Origin of the sequence: Micromonospora eburnea (genome assembly GCF_900090225.1) — a bacterium.
In the GTDB taxonomy this organism is placed as follows: Bacteria; Actinomycetota; Actinomycetes; order Mycobacteriales; family Micromonosporaceae; genus Micromonospora; species Micromonospora eburnea.
The window spans coordinates 2,008,470-2,024,450 of record NZ_FMHY01000002.1 but is presented as its reverse complement, the minus strand read 5'-3'; the positions used below and the strand labels follow the sequence as shown (position 1 = coordinate 2,024,450).

Genomic DNA, 15,981 nt, shown 5'->3' with positions numbered 1-15,981 from the left:
CCCGGCACGCCGGCTGCGGGACGCGGAGAGCGGGCCGCCGGAGGCCGGCGACCCGCTCCACCCGATGTCGGTCCGGGTCAGATGATGCTGACGCCGTAGACGCTCATCGGCTCGGTGACCGGCTGGAAGTAGGTGGTGCCGCCGGAGCTGCAGTTGCCGCTGCCGCCGGAGGTCAGGCCGACCGCGCTGTTGCCGCTGAACAGCGAGCCACCGCTGTCACCGGGCTCGGCGCAGACGTTGGTGCGGATCAGGCCGGAGACGCTGCCCTCGGCGTAGTTGACCGTGGCGTTCACCGCCTGGACCGAGCCGCTGTGCACACCGGTGGTGCTGCCGGAGCGCGTGACGCTCATGCCGACGTACGCGTTGGCGGCGCCGGTGACGTCCCGGTAGGTGCCGTTGTACAGGTAGACGTTGCCGGTCGCGTTGGCGGAGTTGCTGTGCCGGACGATGCCGTAGTCGTTGCCCGGGAAGCTCGTGCCCGCCCGGGTGCCGAGGACAGTGGTCTGGCTGGAGTTGGAGTACCAGGTCGAGCCGATGTTGGTGCAGTGTCCGGCGGTCAGGAAGTAGGTGGTGCCGGAGCTGCTGCGCACGTTGAAGCCGAGCGAGCAGCGGCCGCCGCCGGCGTAGATCGCCTGGCCGCCGGAGATGCGGGTGCTCAGCACGCCGGCCTCGGCCTCGATCCGGACGGTGCCGCCGGTGCGGGCGGCGGCGGCCTTGACCCGCTCCAGCTTGGCGCCGGTGACGGTGCTGTCGACGGAGACCACGACCTGGTTGGTGGCCGCGTCGACCCACCAGGCGGTGCCCGGGATCTTGGCGGACCGCTCCAACTCGTCGGTGGCCGCCTTGAGCTTGTCGGCGCCGCGGGTGACGAGCTTCGGGGTGGCGCCGGCGGCGCGTACCTGGCGCGCGGCCGCGGCGTCGGTCACCGCGATGACCATCTTGCCGCTGCTGTCGGCGTAGGCGCCGGCGGCGCGGTCACCGAGCTTGGTGGCCAGGTCGGCCGCGGCGTCGGGGGATGCGGGCGAGGCAGGGGCCGCCATGGCGGGTGCGCCGAGCAGCGAGCCCGTGACCAGGGTGCCGGCCACGGCGATGGCGACGGCGCGGCGGAGCGAGGACCTCGTGGGTCGCATGTAACAACCTCCAAGGAGGGGGTGACGGGCAGCGTCACACCGACGCGCCCGAGGACAACCCGGCCGACCTGGGGGAGCCGGCCGAGTGACCAAAGTATTCACATATTTAAGATCATTGGCAAGGTGACGCTTTGCCCTGATTGAGCCCGCTCGAAAAGCAATCAGGGCGCAACATTATGGACACAGAGCGTCATCTATGTTGCCGAGTCGCCTGGGTGTGTCAGGACGGCAACATCATGATCAACGGCGCGGACCGGATCAGCGGATCGCGGCGAGCCGGGCGGCGCGGGCGGCGCGCTTCTCCTCGAAGCGGGACGCCTGGCGGTCCAGGTCGGCCAAGTGGGCGGCGATCTGGTCACGCGCGGCCTCGCCGTCGGCGTCCAACCCGGACACCTCGAAGACGTTCCACTGCCGCAGCACCGGGTTCACCACCTCGTCCCGGTGCTGGCGCAGGTCGTAGATGCCGGCCAGGGCGATGGCCACCGACTTTCGGGCGAAGCCCTCGATGCCGGCACCCGGCATCTGGAAGTCGGCCAGCACGTCGGCGACCGCCCGCATGGCCTGGCTCGGCGCAAGCTCGAAGGCCGCGGCGAGCAGGTTGCGGTAGAAGACCATGTGCAGGTTCTCGTCGGCCGCCACCCGGGCCAGCAGCGCGTCACAGATCGGGTCGGCGGCAGCCCGGCCGGTGTTGCGGTGCGAGATCCGGGTGGCCAGTTCCTGGAACGAGACGTACGCCAGCGAGTGCAGCACCTCGTCGTCGTGGCCGTTGCGGTAACCCGCCGACATGTGCACCATCCGGGCCCGTTCGAGGGCCACCGGGTCGACCGCCCGGGTCACGGTCAGGTAGTCCCGGATCGCGGTGCCGTGCCGGCCCTCCTCGGCGGTCCACCGGTGCACCCAGGTGCCCCACGCGCCGTCCCGGCCGAAGAGCGTGGCGATCTCGTGGTGGTACGAGGGCAGGTTGTCCTCGGTGAGCAGGTTGACGATCAGCGCGGTGCGGGCCACCTCGGGCAGCTTCGCGTCCGCCTCCGTCCACGCCTGGCCGCCGAGCGGACCGTCGAAGGTGCGCCCCTCGCTCCACGGCACGTACTCGTGGGGGAACCACTCCTTCGCCAGCGACAGGTGCCGGTCGAGGTTCTTCTCGACCACGGGCTCGAGTTCGAGGAGAAGGGCGGTCTGGCTGAGCACGGTCACGAAGTTCTCCCTACGGTGGCGTAACTTACGCCACCGTAGGGTGAATCCTCGTCACACGCCAGTCGAAGCGGGACCCACCAGCGGTTTCAGGTCCTCCCGGGCCGGGGTCCACTCGCCCGCCGCGGCGGCCAGCTGCTCGCCGGAGCGGATGTCCTTCACCTCGTCGCCCTCGGCCCCGGGGAACCAGACGTACGGGATGCCGCGCCGCTCGGCGTACCGGATCTGCTTGCCGAACTTCGCCGCGCTCGGCGACACCTCGGTCGGGATGCCCCGGGAGCGCAGCGCCTCGGCGATCCGGTTGCTCGCCGGCCGCTCGTCCTCGCTGTTGACCGCGACCAGCACGCAGGTCGGCACGCTGCGGGAGACCGACAGCGCCTCGGCGCCGAAGAGCAGGCCGAGCAGCCGGGTCACCCCGATGGAGATGCCCACGCCGGGGAACCGGACGTTGCCGGCGCTGGCCAGGTTGTCGTACCGGCCGCCGGAGCAGACCGAGCCGAATCGCTCGTAGCCGATCATCTGCGTCTCGTAGACGGTGCCGGTGTAGTAGTCCAGGCCCCGGGCGATGCGCAGGTCGGCGACGCAGAGGCCGGGCGAGTGCGCGGCCGCGGTCTCCACCACCGCGATCAGCTCCTCGATGCCCTCGTCGAGCAGCGGGTCGCTCACCCCGAGGGCGCGCACCGCGTCGGCGAAGGACGCGTCCGGCGCGGAGATCTCGGCCAGCGCCAGGCACGCCTTGGCCTGCGCCTCGCTCGCCCCGGCGGTCTCCGCCAGCAGCTCAGCCACCTTCGCCGGGCCGATCTTGTCGAGCTTGTCGACCGCGCGCAGCGCCGCCTCCGGGTCGGTCAGCCCGACCCCTCGGTAGAAGCCCTCGCAGACCTTGCGGTTGTTGACCTGGATACGCACCGGCGGGATCGGCAGCGAGCGCAGCGCGTCCCCGATCACCAGCGGCATCTCGGCCTCGTAGTGGGCCGGCAGGGTGTCCCGGTCGACGATGTCGATGTCGGCCTGGAGGAACTCGCGGTAGCGCCCCTCCTGCGGCCGCTCGCCCCGCCACACCTTCTGGATCTGGTAGCGGCGGAACGGGAACTGGAGCTTGCCGGCGTTCTCCAGCACGTACCGGGCGAACGGCACGGTCAGGTCGAAGTGCAGGCCGAGCGCGTCGTCGCCGGTCGCCGACTCCGGGTCGGCCTGCAGCCGGCGCAGCACGTAGACCTCCTTCGAGGTCTCGCCCTTGCGTAGGAGCTGGTCCAGCGGCTCCACCGAACGGGTTTCGAGGGGGGCGAAGCCGTACAGCTCGAAGGTGGCCCGGATCCGGTCGAGGACGAACTGCTCGATCATCCGCTGGGCGGGCGTCCACTCCGGGAACCCGGAGATGGGCGTGGGCTTGCTCATGGCGTACTCCTTGGGCGCCGCGCGGACCGCGCGGTCAGGTCGTGGTCGCGGCGTCTACAGGCCGCGGGTGGGCGCGGCCGGGCGCGCGCCGCCGATCCCCGCCACCTCGATGAGGTACGGGTTGGTCGCGCGCTCGCGGCCGATGGTGGTCGCGGGGCCGTGGCCGGGCAGGACGACGGTGTCGTCGGCCAGCGGGAGGACCTTCTCCCGGAGGCTGGCCAGCATGCGGGGCATGCTGCCGCCCGGCAGGTCGGTGCGGCCGATCGAGCCGGCGAAGAGCACGTCACCGGAGAGGCAGATCTCCTCGGCCTCCCAGGGCGAGCCGGCGCCGGGCATCCGGAACAGCACCGACCCGCCGGTATGGCCGGGCGCGTGGTCGACGGTGATCTCCAGGCCGACGAGGCGGAGCGTGGCCCCGTCGGTCAGCTCGGCCACGTCGTCCGGCTCGGCGTAGGGCAGGCGACCGCCGAAGAGCTGGGTGAGATCCGTCGAGAGCGCCTTGGCCGGGTCGGCCAGCAGCTCCCGGTCCTCCGGGTGCACGTACGCGGGGATGCCGCGCGCGCCGCAGACCGGCGCCACCGAGAAGGTGTGGTCGAGGTGGCCGTGGGTGAGCAGCACGGCGGCCGGGTGCAGGCGGTGCTCGGCGAGCACGGCGTCGAGTCGGTCCAGCACCCCGATCCCGGGGTCGACCACCACGCACTGCTCCCCCGGCGCGGTCGCCACCACATAGCAGTTGGTGCCGAAGGCGTCCGCGGGAAAGCCGGCCACGAGCACGTCCGCTCCCCTTCCGTTCGAGTCGTCGTCCCCTGTCAGCAGCCTAGTCGTCCGGGCCATCGGCTTGCGCCGGCGCATCCGTCCCAGGAGCCTCAGCAGGGCACGGCGAGAACGTCCGAAAAATCTTGGACCGAACCTCGTACACCACTTTCCCAGCCGGTGGCCGTACACTCTGGCGGGCGTGTGGCGTGGCGCACCTGCGCACCGATGGGGCGGGCAGACGCAGAGCGCCGGCGAGGACCAGCGTAGAGGAAGGGGAGCACGGGTGGCTTCCAGCAGGGACCGGCAGCGCAAACTGGCGCGGGCCAAGCTCGACCGGCAGCTCGCCCGGCGGGCCGCCGCCGCGAGGCGTCGCCGGCAGATCCAGGCCGGGGTCGGCGCGTTCGTCGTGCTCGCGCTGATCGTGGTCGGCTCGCTCTGGGGACTGGGCGTCTTCGACTCGAAACCGGAGCCGAAGGCCGCCGAGGACATCTGCCTCTGGACCCCGCAGGACGCCAGCGCCAACACCAACCTCAAGGACGTCGGCACCCCGCCCACCACCGGCCTGCCGACCGACGGCACCCGGGCGATGACGGTCACCACCGACCAGGGCGGCCCGATCACCGCCGAACTGGACCTCGCCTCGGCGCCGTGCGCGGCGGCGAGCATCTCCTACCTGGCCGGCAAGTCGTTCTACGACAACACCAAGTGCCACGAGATCACCGCCGAGGGCGCGCTGCGCTGCGGTGACCCGAGCGGCACCGGCATCGGCGGCCCGGCCTACTCGTTCTACGACGAGAACCTGCCCACCGCGCCGGAGGCGAGCCCGTCCGCCTCGCCGGCGCCGGAGCAGCCCCCGGCGTACCCGAAGGGCACGGTCGCCATGATCGCCAACCCGCCGGGGGCCAACGGCAGCCAGTTCCTGATCTTCTTCAAGGACTTCAACCCCGAGAAGCCGGTCTACCCGGTCATCGGCAAGGTCACCGCCGGGCTCGACGTGGTGGAGAAAATCGGCGCCCTGGAAACCGTGGACAATGGGAGCGGGGCCAAGGTCAAGCCGAAGACGGACGTGGTGATCCAGAGCCTCACCGTCGGCGAGCCAGGTGCCGCGCCGGCGGCGAGCCCCAGCGCCGGCTGACCCCGGCCGCCCCACACACCCCAGCAGCGGCAACGTCCGCGCCCGAGAAACACCGTAAGGAGTGACCGTGACGTCCACCAGAGAGCGGCAGCGCGCGGCGGCGCGGGCCCGACTCGAACGGGAGATGACCGAGCGCGCCGCCAAGGCGCGCAAGCGCCGGCAGACGCAGGCCATCGTCGGTGCCGCGGCGGTGCTGGTGCTCGTGGTCGCCGGCACGGTGTGGCTGGTCACCTCCCTCGGTGGTGACGACGACAAGCAGAACACCGCCAACACCGCGGGCTACGCGCAGTGCGCCTACACCGAGGTCCCCAAGGAGGGGCGCCCCGCACAGATCAAGGACGTCGGGCTGCCGCCGACCCAGCAGGACAACAAGGGCAGCCAGACGATGACGATCGACACCAACCTCGGTCCGATCACCGCGAAGATCAACCGCGACCAGGTGCCCTGCACCGCCGGCAGCTTCACCCACCTCGCCAGCAAGGGCTTCTTCGACAACACCAAGTGCCACCGCCTGGTTACCTCGGGCATCCAGGTGCTCCAGTGCGGCGACCCGAGCGCGACGGGCAACGGCTGGCGGGACACCGACGGCACCGGCGGCCCGAGCTACAGCATGGCCGAGGAGAACCTGCCCACCAACAAGCGCCCGCCGTACCCGGAGGGTGTCATCGCGATGGCCAACGCCGGCCCGGACACCACCGGCAGCCAGTTCTTCATCGTGTACGGCGACTCCCAGCTCGACGCGAACTACACCGTGCTGGGCACGATCACCGGCGGCATGGACCTGGTCAAGCAGGTCGGGGCGGCCGGTGACGACGGCGCGTTCGCCCAGAACTCCGGGGGCGGGCACCCGAAGAAGGAGGTCGTCATCAAGAAGCTGACGATGAGCGAAATCCAGGGCGCCTGACCCGCCTGACGGACATGTGAAAGCGCCCGCCGGCCGAAGCCGGCGGGCGCTTTCACATGGCGCCTCAGGCCCCCGAGGTGACCCGGTACGCGTCGAAAACGCCGTCGACCTTGCGGACGGCGGCCAGCAGGTGCCCGAGATGCTTCGGGTCGGCCATCTCGAAGCTGAACCGGCTCACCGCCACCCGGTCCCGGGTGGTGGTGACGGTGGCGGAGAGGATGTTGACCCGCTCGTCGGAGAGCACCCGGGTGACGTCGGCCAGCAGCTTGTGCCGGTCGAGGGCCTCCACCTGGATGGCGACCAGGAAGGTCGACGCGGAGGTGAGCTTCCAGCTCACCTCGACCACCCGCTCGCTCTGCGCCTTCAGATCCTCCGCGTTGGCGCAGTCGTCCCGGTGCACGCTCACCCCGCCGGAGCGGGTGACGAAACCGAAGACGGCGTCCGGTGGCACCGGCGTGCAGCAGCGGGCCAACTTGATCCAGACGTCACTGACGCCCCGGACGACCACGCCCGGGTCGTGGCTGGACGCCCGGCTGCGCGGCGGCCGGGTGGCGACGGCGGTCTCGGCGATGTCCTCCGCCGCGCCCTCCTCGCCGCCGTACGTGGCCATCAGCTTCTGCACCACCGACTGGGCGGAGACCTGGCTGTCGCCGACGGCGGCGTAGAGCGAGGCGACGTCGGCCAGATGCAGGTCCCGGGCGATCGCCATCAACGCGTCCGGGGTGAGCATCCGCTGCAACGGCATGCCCTGCTTGCGCATCGCCTTGACGATCGAGTCCTTGCCGGCCTCGATCGCCTCCTCGCGCCGCTCCTTGTTGAAGTATTGGCGGATCTTGGTGCGGGCGCGCGGGCTCTTGACGAACCCGAGCCAGTCCTGGGTCGGGCCGGCGGTGTCGGACTTCGAGGTGAAGATCTCGATCACGTCGCCGTTGGACAGCGTCGATTCGAGGGGCACCAGCTTGCCGTTGACCCGCGCGCCGATGCACTTGTGCCCGACCTCGGTGTGCACCGCGTACGCGAAGTCCACCGGCGTCGACCCGGTCGGCAGCGGGATGACGTCACCCTTCGGGGTGAAGACGTACACCTCCTGGCTGGACAGGTCGAAGCGCAACGCGTCGAGGAACTCGCTCGGGTCGGCCGCCTCCCGCTGCCAGTCCAGCAGCTGGCGCAGCCAGGTCATCTCGTCGATGTGCGCCGGCGGGCCGACGATCTGGGTGCCCTTGTGCTCCTTGTACTTCCAGTGCGCGGCGATGCCGAACTCGGCGGTGCGGTGCATCGCGTACGTGCGGATCTGCATCTCCACCGGCTTGCCGGTGGGCCCGATGACCGTCGTGTGCAACGACTGGTACATGTTGAACTTGGGCATCGCGATGTAGTCCTTGAACCGGCCCGGCACCGGCTGCCAGTTGGCGTGGATGACGCCCAGCGCCGCGTAGCAGTCCCGCACCGTGTCGACCAGGATCCGCACCCCGACCAGATCGTAGATGTCGTTGAAGTCGCGCCCCCGCACGATCATCTTCTGGTAGATCGAGTAGAGGTGCTTCGGCCGACCGGTCGTCTCCGCCTTGATCTTGGCGGCCTTCAGGTCGGTCGACACCTTCTGGGTCACCTGGCGCAGCAGCGCCTCCCGCTGCGGCTGGTGCTCCCCGATCAGCCGGTTGATCTCCTCGAACCGCTTGGGGAAGAGGGTGCCGAAGGCGAGATCCTCCAGCTCCCACTTGATGGTGTTCATACCGAGGCGGTGGGCGAGGGGGGCCAGGATCTCCAGCGTCTCCTTGGCCTTCTGCTCCTGCTTCGGGCGGGGCAGGAAGGTGAGGGTACGCATGTTGTGCAGCCGGTCGGCCAGCTTGATCACCAGGACCCGCGGGTCCTTGGCCATGGCGACCACCATCTTGCGGATGGTCTCCGCCTTGGCCGCGTCGCCGAGCTTGACCTTGTCGAGCTTGGTCACACCGTCGACCAGCAGGGCCACCTCACCGCCGAAGTCGGCGCGCATCTGGTCGAGGGTGTATTCCGTGTCCTCGATCGTGTCGTGCAGCAGCGCCGCGACGAGCGTGGTGGTGTCCATCCCCAGGGTGGCCAGGATGGTCGCCACGGCGAGGGGGTGGGTGATGTACGGGTCACCGGACTTGCGGTACTGACCCGAGTGCCAGCGGGCCGCGGTGTCGAACGCCCGTTGCAGCAGCCGGGCGTCGGCCTTGGGGTGGTTCTCCCGGTGCAGCGCGATCAGCGGCTCCAGCACCTCGCTGACCTGGGAGGTCTGCCACGGCGCGTTGAACCGGGCCAGTCGGGCGCGCACCCGGCGCCCGGTCGGGGCGTTGGAGAGGGCGAAGCCACCGCCGGCGGAGGACTCCCCGGCGCCGTCGGCCCGCAGCGGCACCACGACCGCCCCGCCGTCCGCCCTGGCGTCGGGCCCGCCGTCGGAGCCGGTCATCCGGGTCGGCAGCATGCCGTTCTGCCCGGTCGCCGAACCGTCCGCGTCGCCTGTCGGGTGCACCGTGCCCTCCACCGGAGGGGCGACATCGTGGGACACCGGCCTCCTCACCGCTCGCCGGGATCGCGCCGGCCGTCCGGCCGACGTCCTGTTCAACCGGCCCGAGGGCCGGCCTTGTTCCGCGCCGGCCGCCCCGTCGACGTGGTCCGCGCCGGCCGCCGGAACCTCGCGGTCCCGGCGCGCCCGCGCGCCGCGCCGGCCGCCGGGCCGGTCGTCGCGCCGCCGGACGGTCGCCCGCCCGGTCAGCAAAGGGCAATGCTACCCGTACGCAGGGTACGTCGCCCCTCCGCCGGACGGACGTCGTCGGGTCGGCCCGGCCGGCCCGGGGGTCAAACGGTCAGCAAGGCATGGACCGGACGCGGGGCGAGCCGCTCGCGCCCGTCGAGGAAGCCCAGCTCCAGCAGGACGGTGAAGCCGGCGACCGTGCCGCCGGCCCGCTCGACCAGGTCGAGGGTGGCCTCGGCGGTGCCCCCGGTGGCGAGCACGTCGTCCACCACCAGCACCCGGTGACCGGCGGTGAAGGCGTCCTGGTGCACCTCCAGGGTCGCCTCGCCGTACTCCAGCGCGTACGAGGCGGCGTGCGTGGCGCGGGGCAGCTTGCCGGCCTTACGCACCGGCACCACCCCGACCCCCGTGGCGTACGCGATGGCCGCGGCGAGCACGAACCCGCGCGCCTCGATCCCGGCCACCGTGTCGAACGAGTCCCGCCCGTGGTACGCGATGATCCCGTCGATCACCTCGCGGAAGACCGCACCGTCGGCGAAGAGCGGCATCAGGTCCTTGAACATGACCCCGGGCTGGGGGAAGTCCGGCACGTCCAGCACCCGGCTGGCGACCAGCTGGGCGACCTCGGGGCCGCTGTCTCCCCGTACACCGGTGGTGTGGGTCTCCGTCACGGTACGTCCCATGTCCCTTCGAAACGACGACGGCGTCCGTCATGCCGCTCGCACAGCATGACGGACGCCGTCCGGTTGGTTCCTACCGGGTCTGCCCGGTCAGGGTCGGCGGTCGCCGGTCAGCGGCGCTTCGCGCCGCCGGGCCGGTTGCCGCCGCCGGGTCGACCGCCCCGGGCGCCGGAGGGACGCTTGCCGGCCGGCCGGGAGCCCACCTTCGGGGCGGCCCCGGCGAGGGCGGCCGCCTCCGGGTCGATCGCGTCGTCGCCGGCCACCACAGCCCGCGGCGCGCCCTTCGGGGTGACCTCGCCCCGGGCGATCGCGCCCCGGCGGGCCAGCACCCGCTTGGTGTGCGCGTTGATCCGCGGGTCCTGGTTCTTCAGCAGCACCAGCGCCGGGGTGGCCAGCAGGATCGAGGTCAGGAACGCCACCGCCATACCGACGAAGAGCACCAGGCCCAGGTCCTTCAGGGTGCCGGCGCCGAGCAGGCCCGCACCGATGAAGAGCAGACCACCGACCGGGAGCAGGGCGACCACCGAGGTGTTCAGCGACCGCATCAGGCTCTGGTTGAGCGCCAGGTTGGCCGCCTCACCGTAGGTCGTGTTGTTGTTCGCGGTGATGCCGCGGGTGTTCTCCTGGACCTTGTCGAAGACCACCACCACGTCATAGAGCGCGAAGCCCAGGATGGTGAGGAAACCGATGATCGTCGACGGCGTGACCTCGAAGCCGACCAGCGAGTAGATGCCGGCGGTGAGGACCAGGTTGGTGAGCAGCGAGGCGATCGCGGCGATCGCCATCCGCCACTCGAAGCGCAGGATCAGGTAGATCGCCACCACCGCGATGAAGATCAACAGACCGAGCAGCGCCCGCTCGGTGACCTGGCTGCCCCACGCCTCCGAGACCTGGCTGCCGCTGATCTGATCCGGCTGGATGCCGAACGACTGCGCCATCTCGGTCTTGACCGCGTTGACCTGCTCCGGCTCGAGCTGCGCGGTACGCAGCTCGTAGTACTCACCGCTGGTGCTGCCGACCTTCTGCGCGGTGACCACCTTGGCCCCGCCACCCTCGGCCGCCAGCGCCGCGTTGACCTTCTCCTCGGCCTGGTCGAGGGTGCCGACGCTGGCCGGCACCTGGAACGAGTTACCACCGGCGAACTCGATGCCGAGGCTGAACCCACGGAACGCGAAGCTGAACACGGCGACCAGCACCAGCAGACCGGCGACGCCGAACCACACCTTGCGCCGGCCGACGATGTTGAGATCGGCCTCGCCCCGGTAGAGCCGGGACGCCAGACCAGTCTTAGCCATCTCAGGCCTCCTTGACGCGCGGGTTGCGAGCGGTGGACTGCTCGGCCGACCGGGCCGGCAGGGCCCGACCGAGACCGCTGACCCGCGGGGACAGGAACGCCCGGGTCCGGGCGAACATCGTCATGATCGGGTGACGGAAGAGGAACACGACGACCAGGTCGAGGACGGTCGCCAGGCCGAGCGCGAAGGCGAAGCCCTTCACCGCGCCGACCGAGACGATGTAGAGCACCACGGCGGACATCAGGGTGATGGCGTTCGCCGAGATGATCGTCCGCCGGGCCCGGATCCACGCCCGCGGCACCGCGCTGCGCGGGCTGCGACCCTCCCGGATCTCGTCCTTGAGCCGCTCGAAGTAGATGACGAACGAGTCCGCCGCCACACCGAGCGAGACGATCATGCCGGCGAGGCCGGCGAGGGTGAGGGTGAACCCGATCGACCGCCCGAGCACCACCAGGGAGCCGAAGACCAGCAGACCGGAGAGCACCAGGCTCAGGAAGATGACCGAGCCGAGCAGGCGGTAGTAGAAGAACGAGTAGATGATCACCAGCAGCATGCCGATGCCGGCCGCGAGCAGACCCGCCTTGAGGTGGCTGTCGCCCAGCGTCGCGGTGACGTTCTGCTGCTCCTGCGGCACGAAGGTCACCGGCAGTGCGCCGTAGCGGAGCTGGCTGGCCAGCTGGTTGGCGCTCTTGCTGTCGAAGTTGCCGGTGATCTGCGAGTCACCGGTCAGCACGCCCTGGATCTCCGGGGACGAGACGATCTCGTTGTCCAGCACCACGGCGACGCGGCACTTGCCGTCCTGGCCGAGCGCGGTCTGGTCGCAGGCCTGACCCTCGTTGTTGAACGACTCGCGGGTCAGCGCGGTCCACCGCTCCTGGCCCTTGCCGGTGAAGTTCAGGCTCACCACCCAGGCGCTGGCCTGGTCGAGCTGGGCGGACGCGTTCTTGACGTCGGTGCCGACCACCTTCGCCACGTCCAGCAGGTACTTGGCGCCGGACTCGCAGGCCACCGCCCGCTGCTTCTCGTCCTTGATCGACGCCGGCGGCCGCTTGTCGAGCTGGGCGCAGGTGATGGTCGGAACGTTGAACTGCATGTCGACCGGCAGCACCGCGATCTCCTGCGGGGAGAGGGTGCCGAACGGCTTGAGCTTCTCGGCCAGCGCCGGGTCGGCGGTGAGATCGGCCGGGGCCTGCAGGCCACTGGCGGCGGACCAGGCGTCCTTGCCGACCTTCTGCTCGACGGCCTTGCGCTGCTCCTCGACGCTCTGCGACACCGGCTCCTCGGCGGCGCTCGCGCTCGCCGAGGCCGACGGGGTCGGCGTGGCGCTGGCGCTGGCGCTCGGCGCCGGAGCCATGCCACCCTGCCCGCCGGTGCTCGGCGAGGTGGTGGCCTTCGGCTCGGCGCTGCCGGACGGCTTCGGCGTCGCGCTGCCCGACGGGGTCGGCGTCGCGCTGCCCGACGGCTCCGGGCTGGCGCTGGCGCTCGGTGCGGGCGCGACGGTGGCACCGCTGCCGTCGGTGGCCTTGAGGACCTTGCGGAAGCGCAGCTCGGCGGCGCTGCCCACGTCGGTCAGGTCCCGGTTCTCACCGGGCAGGGAGATGACGATGTTCCGGTTGCCCTCGGTGACCACCTCGGCCTCGGCCACGCCGTACGCGTTGACCCGGCTCTCGATGATCTGGCGCGCCTCCTCGAGGTTGGCGGCCGTCGGGGGCTTGCCGTCCACGCTGTTGGTGGCCTCGAGCGTCAACCGCGTGCCGCCGACCAGGTCCAGACCGAGCCGGGGCTCCAGCCGATCCTTCCAGCCACCGCTGGCGCCGCCCGAGAAGAACACCAAGAGATAGAGGACGACAAAGATGAGCCCGAGCACGGCGAGCTGCCGTCCGGGCCGCATCTGTCCCTGAGGTGGTGCCACGGCTGTCTTGTCTCCCTGTACGGTCGCGCCGCTGGGCGGCGACGAATATCGGGCCGGGGGTGTCCGCCCGACTGGTCGGGTGGGTCGGCGCCGTCCGCCGACACGCCCCCAGGGGTGACGACGCGGCGGCGCCGGACGAAGTTCCCCGCGTGCCGGCGTCGAGCGCCGACTCAACTATCCACTTATGGCGCTGAATTCGCTGCCCCGTCCGGGGCCGGTGGTCATTCCTTGACCGGCTCCGCGTCCTCGCTGGCCGGCTCGATCGTCTCGGGGCGCTCGGCGCGGGTGACCACCCGGGCGACCGCCGGACGCGCGTACCGGGTCTGCACACCCGGGGCGACCTCCAGCAGGACGGTCTCGTCGTCCACGCCGGTGACCGTGCCGTAGAGCCCGCCGATGGTGACGACCTCGTCGCCCGGGGCGAGCGCCTTCTGCATCTGCTCGGCCTCGCGACGCCGCTTCTGCTGGGGGCGGATCATCATGAAATACATGACGCCGAAGAGCAGAGCGATCATCAGGATCGGCGTCAGACCGCCGGCTCCTCCACCACTCGCTGCTGCGTAGAACACGGTGCTGACCTTCCCATTGGTCTCCGCGCCGTGCCGAGGGCACCGGAGCGGAGGCGGATTCTTACGTCCTGTACAAACCGCGGCGAAGTCTAATCCCTGTGCCTGGGAAGACCGAATGCGGTGCAGATCACGTTCGGATCACGGCCGGGCGGTCTAGACGGAGAACAGATCGGGCGCGGGAGGGACATCCGTGCCAAATGTACCATTCGGCGGCGTACGCCCCAGGTGGTGCCAGGCAGCTTCGGTGGCCACCCGCCCCCGGGGCGTACGGGCCAGCAGACCGGCCCGCACCAGGAAGGGCTCGCAGACCTCCTCGACCGTGTCCGGCTGCTCCCCGACCGCCACCGCCAGGGTGGAGAGGCCGACCGGGCCACCCCGGAACGAGTCGACCAGCGCGGTGAGCACCGCCCGGTCCAGCCGGTCCAGCCCGAGCGCGTCGACGTCGTACACGGTGAGCGCGGCGCGGGAGGTCTCCAGGGTGACCACCCCGTCGGCCCGGACCTCGGCGAAGTCCCGGACCCGGCGCAGCAGTCGGTTGGCGATCCGCGGGGTGCCCCGGGACCGGCCGGCGATCTCGGCCGCGCCCTCGTCGGTGATCGGCACGCCGAGGATCCGGGCCGAGCGGCACAGCAGCGCCTCCAGCTCGGCCGGAGTGTAGAAGTCGAGGTGGGCGACGAAGCCGAACCGGTCCCGCATCGGCCCGGTGAGCAGGCCGGAGCGGGTGGTCGCGCCGACCAGCGTGAACGGCTCAACGTCGAGCGGGATGGCGGTGGCCCCGGGCCCCTTGCCGACCACCACGTCGACCCGGAAATCCTCCATCGCGCTGTAGAGCAGCTCCTCGGCCGGCCGGGCGATCCGGTGGATCTCGTCGATGAACAGGACGTCGCCCTCGGCGAGGCTGGTCAGGATGGCGGCCAGGTCGCCGGAGCGCTCGATCGCCGGGCCGCTGGTCACCCGGATGCCCGAGCCCAGCTCGGCCGCCACGATGTTGGCCAACGTCGTGTTGTGCACGACAAGGTCGTTGACCGTGAAGGTGTGGTCTCCGTCAACGGTGAGGCAGCGACACTCGGTAAGCCCTGCGGGCTCGACCGATACCACCCTGTCGGCAGCCAGGCGTTCCTCGAAACGATCCCGGCGAGGCCCCCACTCAGCCAGCCTTCGGCCCCGCTCGCCGGGCACGGTGACCCGATGGACGAACCTGGCCACATCATCCTGGCTGGTGATGGTCAGCCGCCAGGGCTCGTGGGGCCGCCCCTGGTAACGGCCGCGCTTCGGCATCAACCGCGACTGGATTCCCAGCCGAAGAAGAAGGTGCTGTACGTCGCTGAGCAGCCCGCGAGAGGCGCTGTGGTACTCGACCACCACGTCGTACCGGTCGCGTCCCCGGCGGCTCACGGTCCCGTCGCAGGCGAAGTAGGCGCCGAGAAAGGCCGACACCTGCCAACTGTCACCTCGGAAGACGAACTCCGGGACCCGCTGCTGCCCGGCGTTCCTGTCCAGCAGCCCGTGCTCGTCCAGCCAGGGCTTGAGCCCGGAGATCCTGACCACCGAACTCCGAGCGCTGTTGGGCCGCGTGTTGTGGGCGTGCCCAAGCCGGTCGCAGGTCGACCGGAGGTCGGCAAGCACGTCCTCGTCGCCGCCGGTGAAGGTCACCTGGTCCGTGGTGCGGCCGTCGCCGACGAGATAACCGGCGAGCTTGTACTCGTCCACGTCCCGGGCGCTGTCGGCGACGAGATCCGGGCACAGCACACTGGCCACGGAGTCGCGTTCGGTGAGGTCTCCAGCCTTGACCCAGCCTTCCGGGGTCCAGAACGGGTGATCGGGAGCGGCCACGACCTCCCGGCCAGTGGCGGTGAGGATGCGAACGGAGTCGAGTTCGCCCTGCTCGTGCACCGCCGTCACGGTGGCGCCTTCGCCCGTGCGGCTAATCACTCGATCCCCAACGGTGATCTCGCCGAGGCGCCGCCGCGAACCGTCCTCAAGCAGCACCAGGGCGTCCACCGAGACCGGCTTACCCAGGCCAGGTGGGCCCGACAGGAGGATGTGGTCGGGCGGGGAGCCGCGCCGCATCGCCCCCTTGAGCAGCAGGTCAAGCTGATCGCGGACCCGATGCTGGGCGATGAACTCGTCGAGTCGCTTCGGCCGGACGCTGACCTCCGCGTCCCGTTCCGCGTCGCTGACGTACGCCGAGACCAGGTTGTCGCCCGTCATGAACTGATCCTCATTTTCCGCTGCGGGGCTCGCAAACCCGGCTCAAGCGCGTATTCCGGCTCGGCCGCGTCCCCGGCGAGCCGC

General features: G+C 70.9%; 12 protein-coding genes and 2 pseudogenes. 2 read left to right on the top strand and 12 right to left on the bottom strand.

The window, feature by feature from the left end:
- Positions 1 to 77: 77 nt before the first annotated feature.
- The 4 genes from GA0070604_RS09565 to GA0070604_RS09550 all read right to left on the bottom strand — a co-directional run bounded on the left by GA0070604_RS09565 (position 78) and on the right by GA0070604_RS09550 (position 4,490).
- On the bottom strand, positions 78 to 1,130 hold the full coding sequence (locus tag GA0070604_RS09565) for a S1 family peptidase (RefSeq protein ID WP_091117458.1): 1,053 nt from the start codon (positions 1,128 to 1,130) through the stop codon (positions 78 to 80).
- Positions 1,131 to 1,388: 258 nt separating this feature from the next.
- The gene (locus tag GA0070604_RS09560) at positions 1,389 to 2,324 is read right to left on the bottom strand and encodes an acyl-ACP desaturase (RefSeq protein WP_091117456.1); all 936 of its coding nucleotides are present in this window, start codon (positions 2,322 to 2,324) and stop codon (positions 1,389 to 1,391) included.
- A gap of 51 nt (positions 2,325 to 2,375) precedes the next feature.
- On the bottom strand, positions 2,376 to 3,716 hold the full coding sequence (gene hisS / locus GA0070604_RS09555; RefSeq protein WP_091117454.1) for a histidine--tRNA ligase: 1,341 nt from the start codon (positions 3,714 to 3,716) through the stop codon (positions 2,376 to 2,378).
- A gap of 54 nt (positions 3,717 to 3,770) precedes the next feature.
- Positions 3,771 to 4,490 (bottom strand): MBL fold metallo-hydrolase, encoded by a 720-nt coding sequence (locus GA0070604_RS09550; protein ID WP_091117451.1) that lies wholly within the window; start codon positions 4,488 to 4,490, stop codon positions 3,771 to 3,773.
- A 265-nt stretch (positions 4,491 to 4,755) separates the two neighbouring features.
- On the opposite strand from GA0070604_RS09550, the gene GA0070604_RS09545 reads away from it, so the two are divergent.
- Positions 4,756 to 5,607 carry a peptidylprolyl isomerase gene (locus GA0070604_RS09545; RefSeq protein ID WP_091117449.1) on the top strand — a complete coding sequence of 284 codons (852 nt, stop codon included), beginning with the start codon at positions 4,756 to 4,758 and terminating at the stop codon, positions 5,605 to 5,607.
- 67 nt (positions 5,608 to 5,674) lie between these two features.
- Complete coding sequence (locus tag GA0070604_RS09540) at positions 5,675 to 6,511, top strand: peptidylprolyl isomerase (RefSeq protein WP_091127002.1); 837 nt, start codon at positions 5,675 to 5,677, stop codon at positions 6,509 to 6,511.
- Positions 6,512 to 6,575: 64 nt separating this feature from the next.
- Here GA0070604_RS09540 and GA0070604_RS09535 read toward each other — a convergent pair whose 3' ends face one another.
- From GA0070604_RS09535 to GA0070604_RS32910, 8 genes and pseudogenes are all read right to left on the bottom strand, one after another.
- Positions 6,576 to 9,020, bottom strand: coding sequence for a RelA/SpoT family protein (locus GA0070604_RS09535; protein WP_377594277.1), 2,445 nt, complete (start codon positions 9,018 to 9,020; stop codon positions 6,576 to 6,578).
- A 314-nt stretch (positions 9,021 to 9,334) separates the two neighbouring features.
- Positions 9,335 to 9,901 (bottom strand): adenine phosphoribosyltransferase, encoded by a 567-nt coding sequence (locus GA0070604_RS09530; protein WP_091127000.1) that lies wholly within the window; start codon positions 9,899 to 9,901, stop codon positions 9,335 to 9,337.
- Between the two features lie 119 nt (positions 9,902 to 10,020).
- Positions 10,021 to 11,205: a protein translocase subunit SecF gene (secF, locus tag GA0070604_RS09525; RefSeq protein WP_091117447.1), complete on the bottom strand. Its 1,185-nt coding sequence runs from the start codon at positions 11,203 to 11,205 to the stop codon at positions 10,021 to 10,023.
- A 1-nt stretch (position 11,206) separates the two neighbouring features.
- A complete protein-coding gene (secD, locus tag GA0070604_RS09520; RefSeq protein WP_208601996.1) occupies positions 11,207 to 13,117 on the bottom strand; it encodes a protein translocase subunit SecD in 1,911 nt (636 codons plus the stop codon).
- A gap of 221 nt (positions 13,118 to 13,338) precedes the next feature.
- Positions 13,339 to 13,686 carry a preprotein translocase subunit YajC gene (gene yajC, locus GA0070604_RS09515; protein ID WP_091117442.1) on the bottom strand — a complete coding sequence of 116 codons (348 nt, stop codon included), beginning with the start codon at positions 13,684 to 13,686 and terminating at the stop codon, positions 13,339 to 13,341.
- A 153-nt stretch (positions 13,687 to 13,839) separates the two neighbouring features.
- The gene (ruvB, locus tag GA0070604_RS33420; protein WP_279615719.1) at positions 13,840 to 14,784 is read right to left on the bottom strand and encodes a Holliday junction branch migration DNA helicase RuvB; all 945 of its coding nucleotides are present in this window, start codon (positions 14,782 to 14,784) and stop codon (positions 13,840 to 13,842) included.
- Positions 14,785 to 14,880: 96 nt separating this feature from the next.
- A pseudogene (locus GA0070604_RS34125) lies at positions 14,881 to 15,519 on the bottom strand (LAGLIDADG family homing endonuclease); the annotation flags it as partial.
- 167 nt (positions 15,520 to 15,686) lie between these two features.
- Positions 15,687 to 15,897 (bottom strand): annotated as a pseudogene (locus tag GA0070604_RS32910) (Holliday junction branch migration DNA helicase RuvB); the annotation flags it as partial.
- Positions 15,898 to 15,981: the final 84 nt, after the last annotated feature.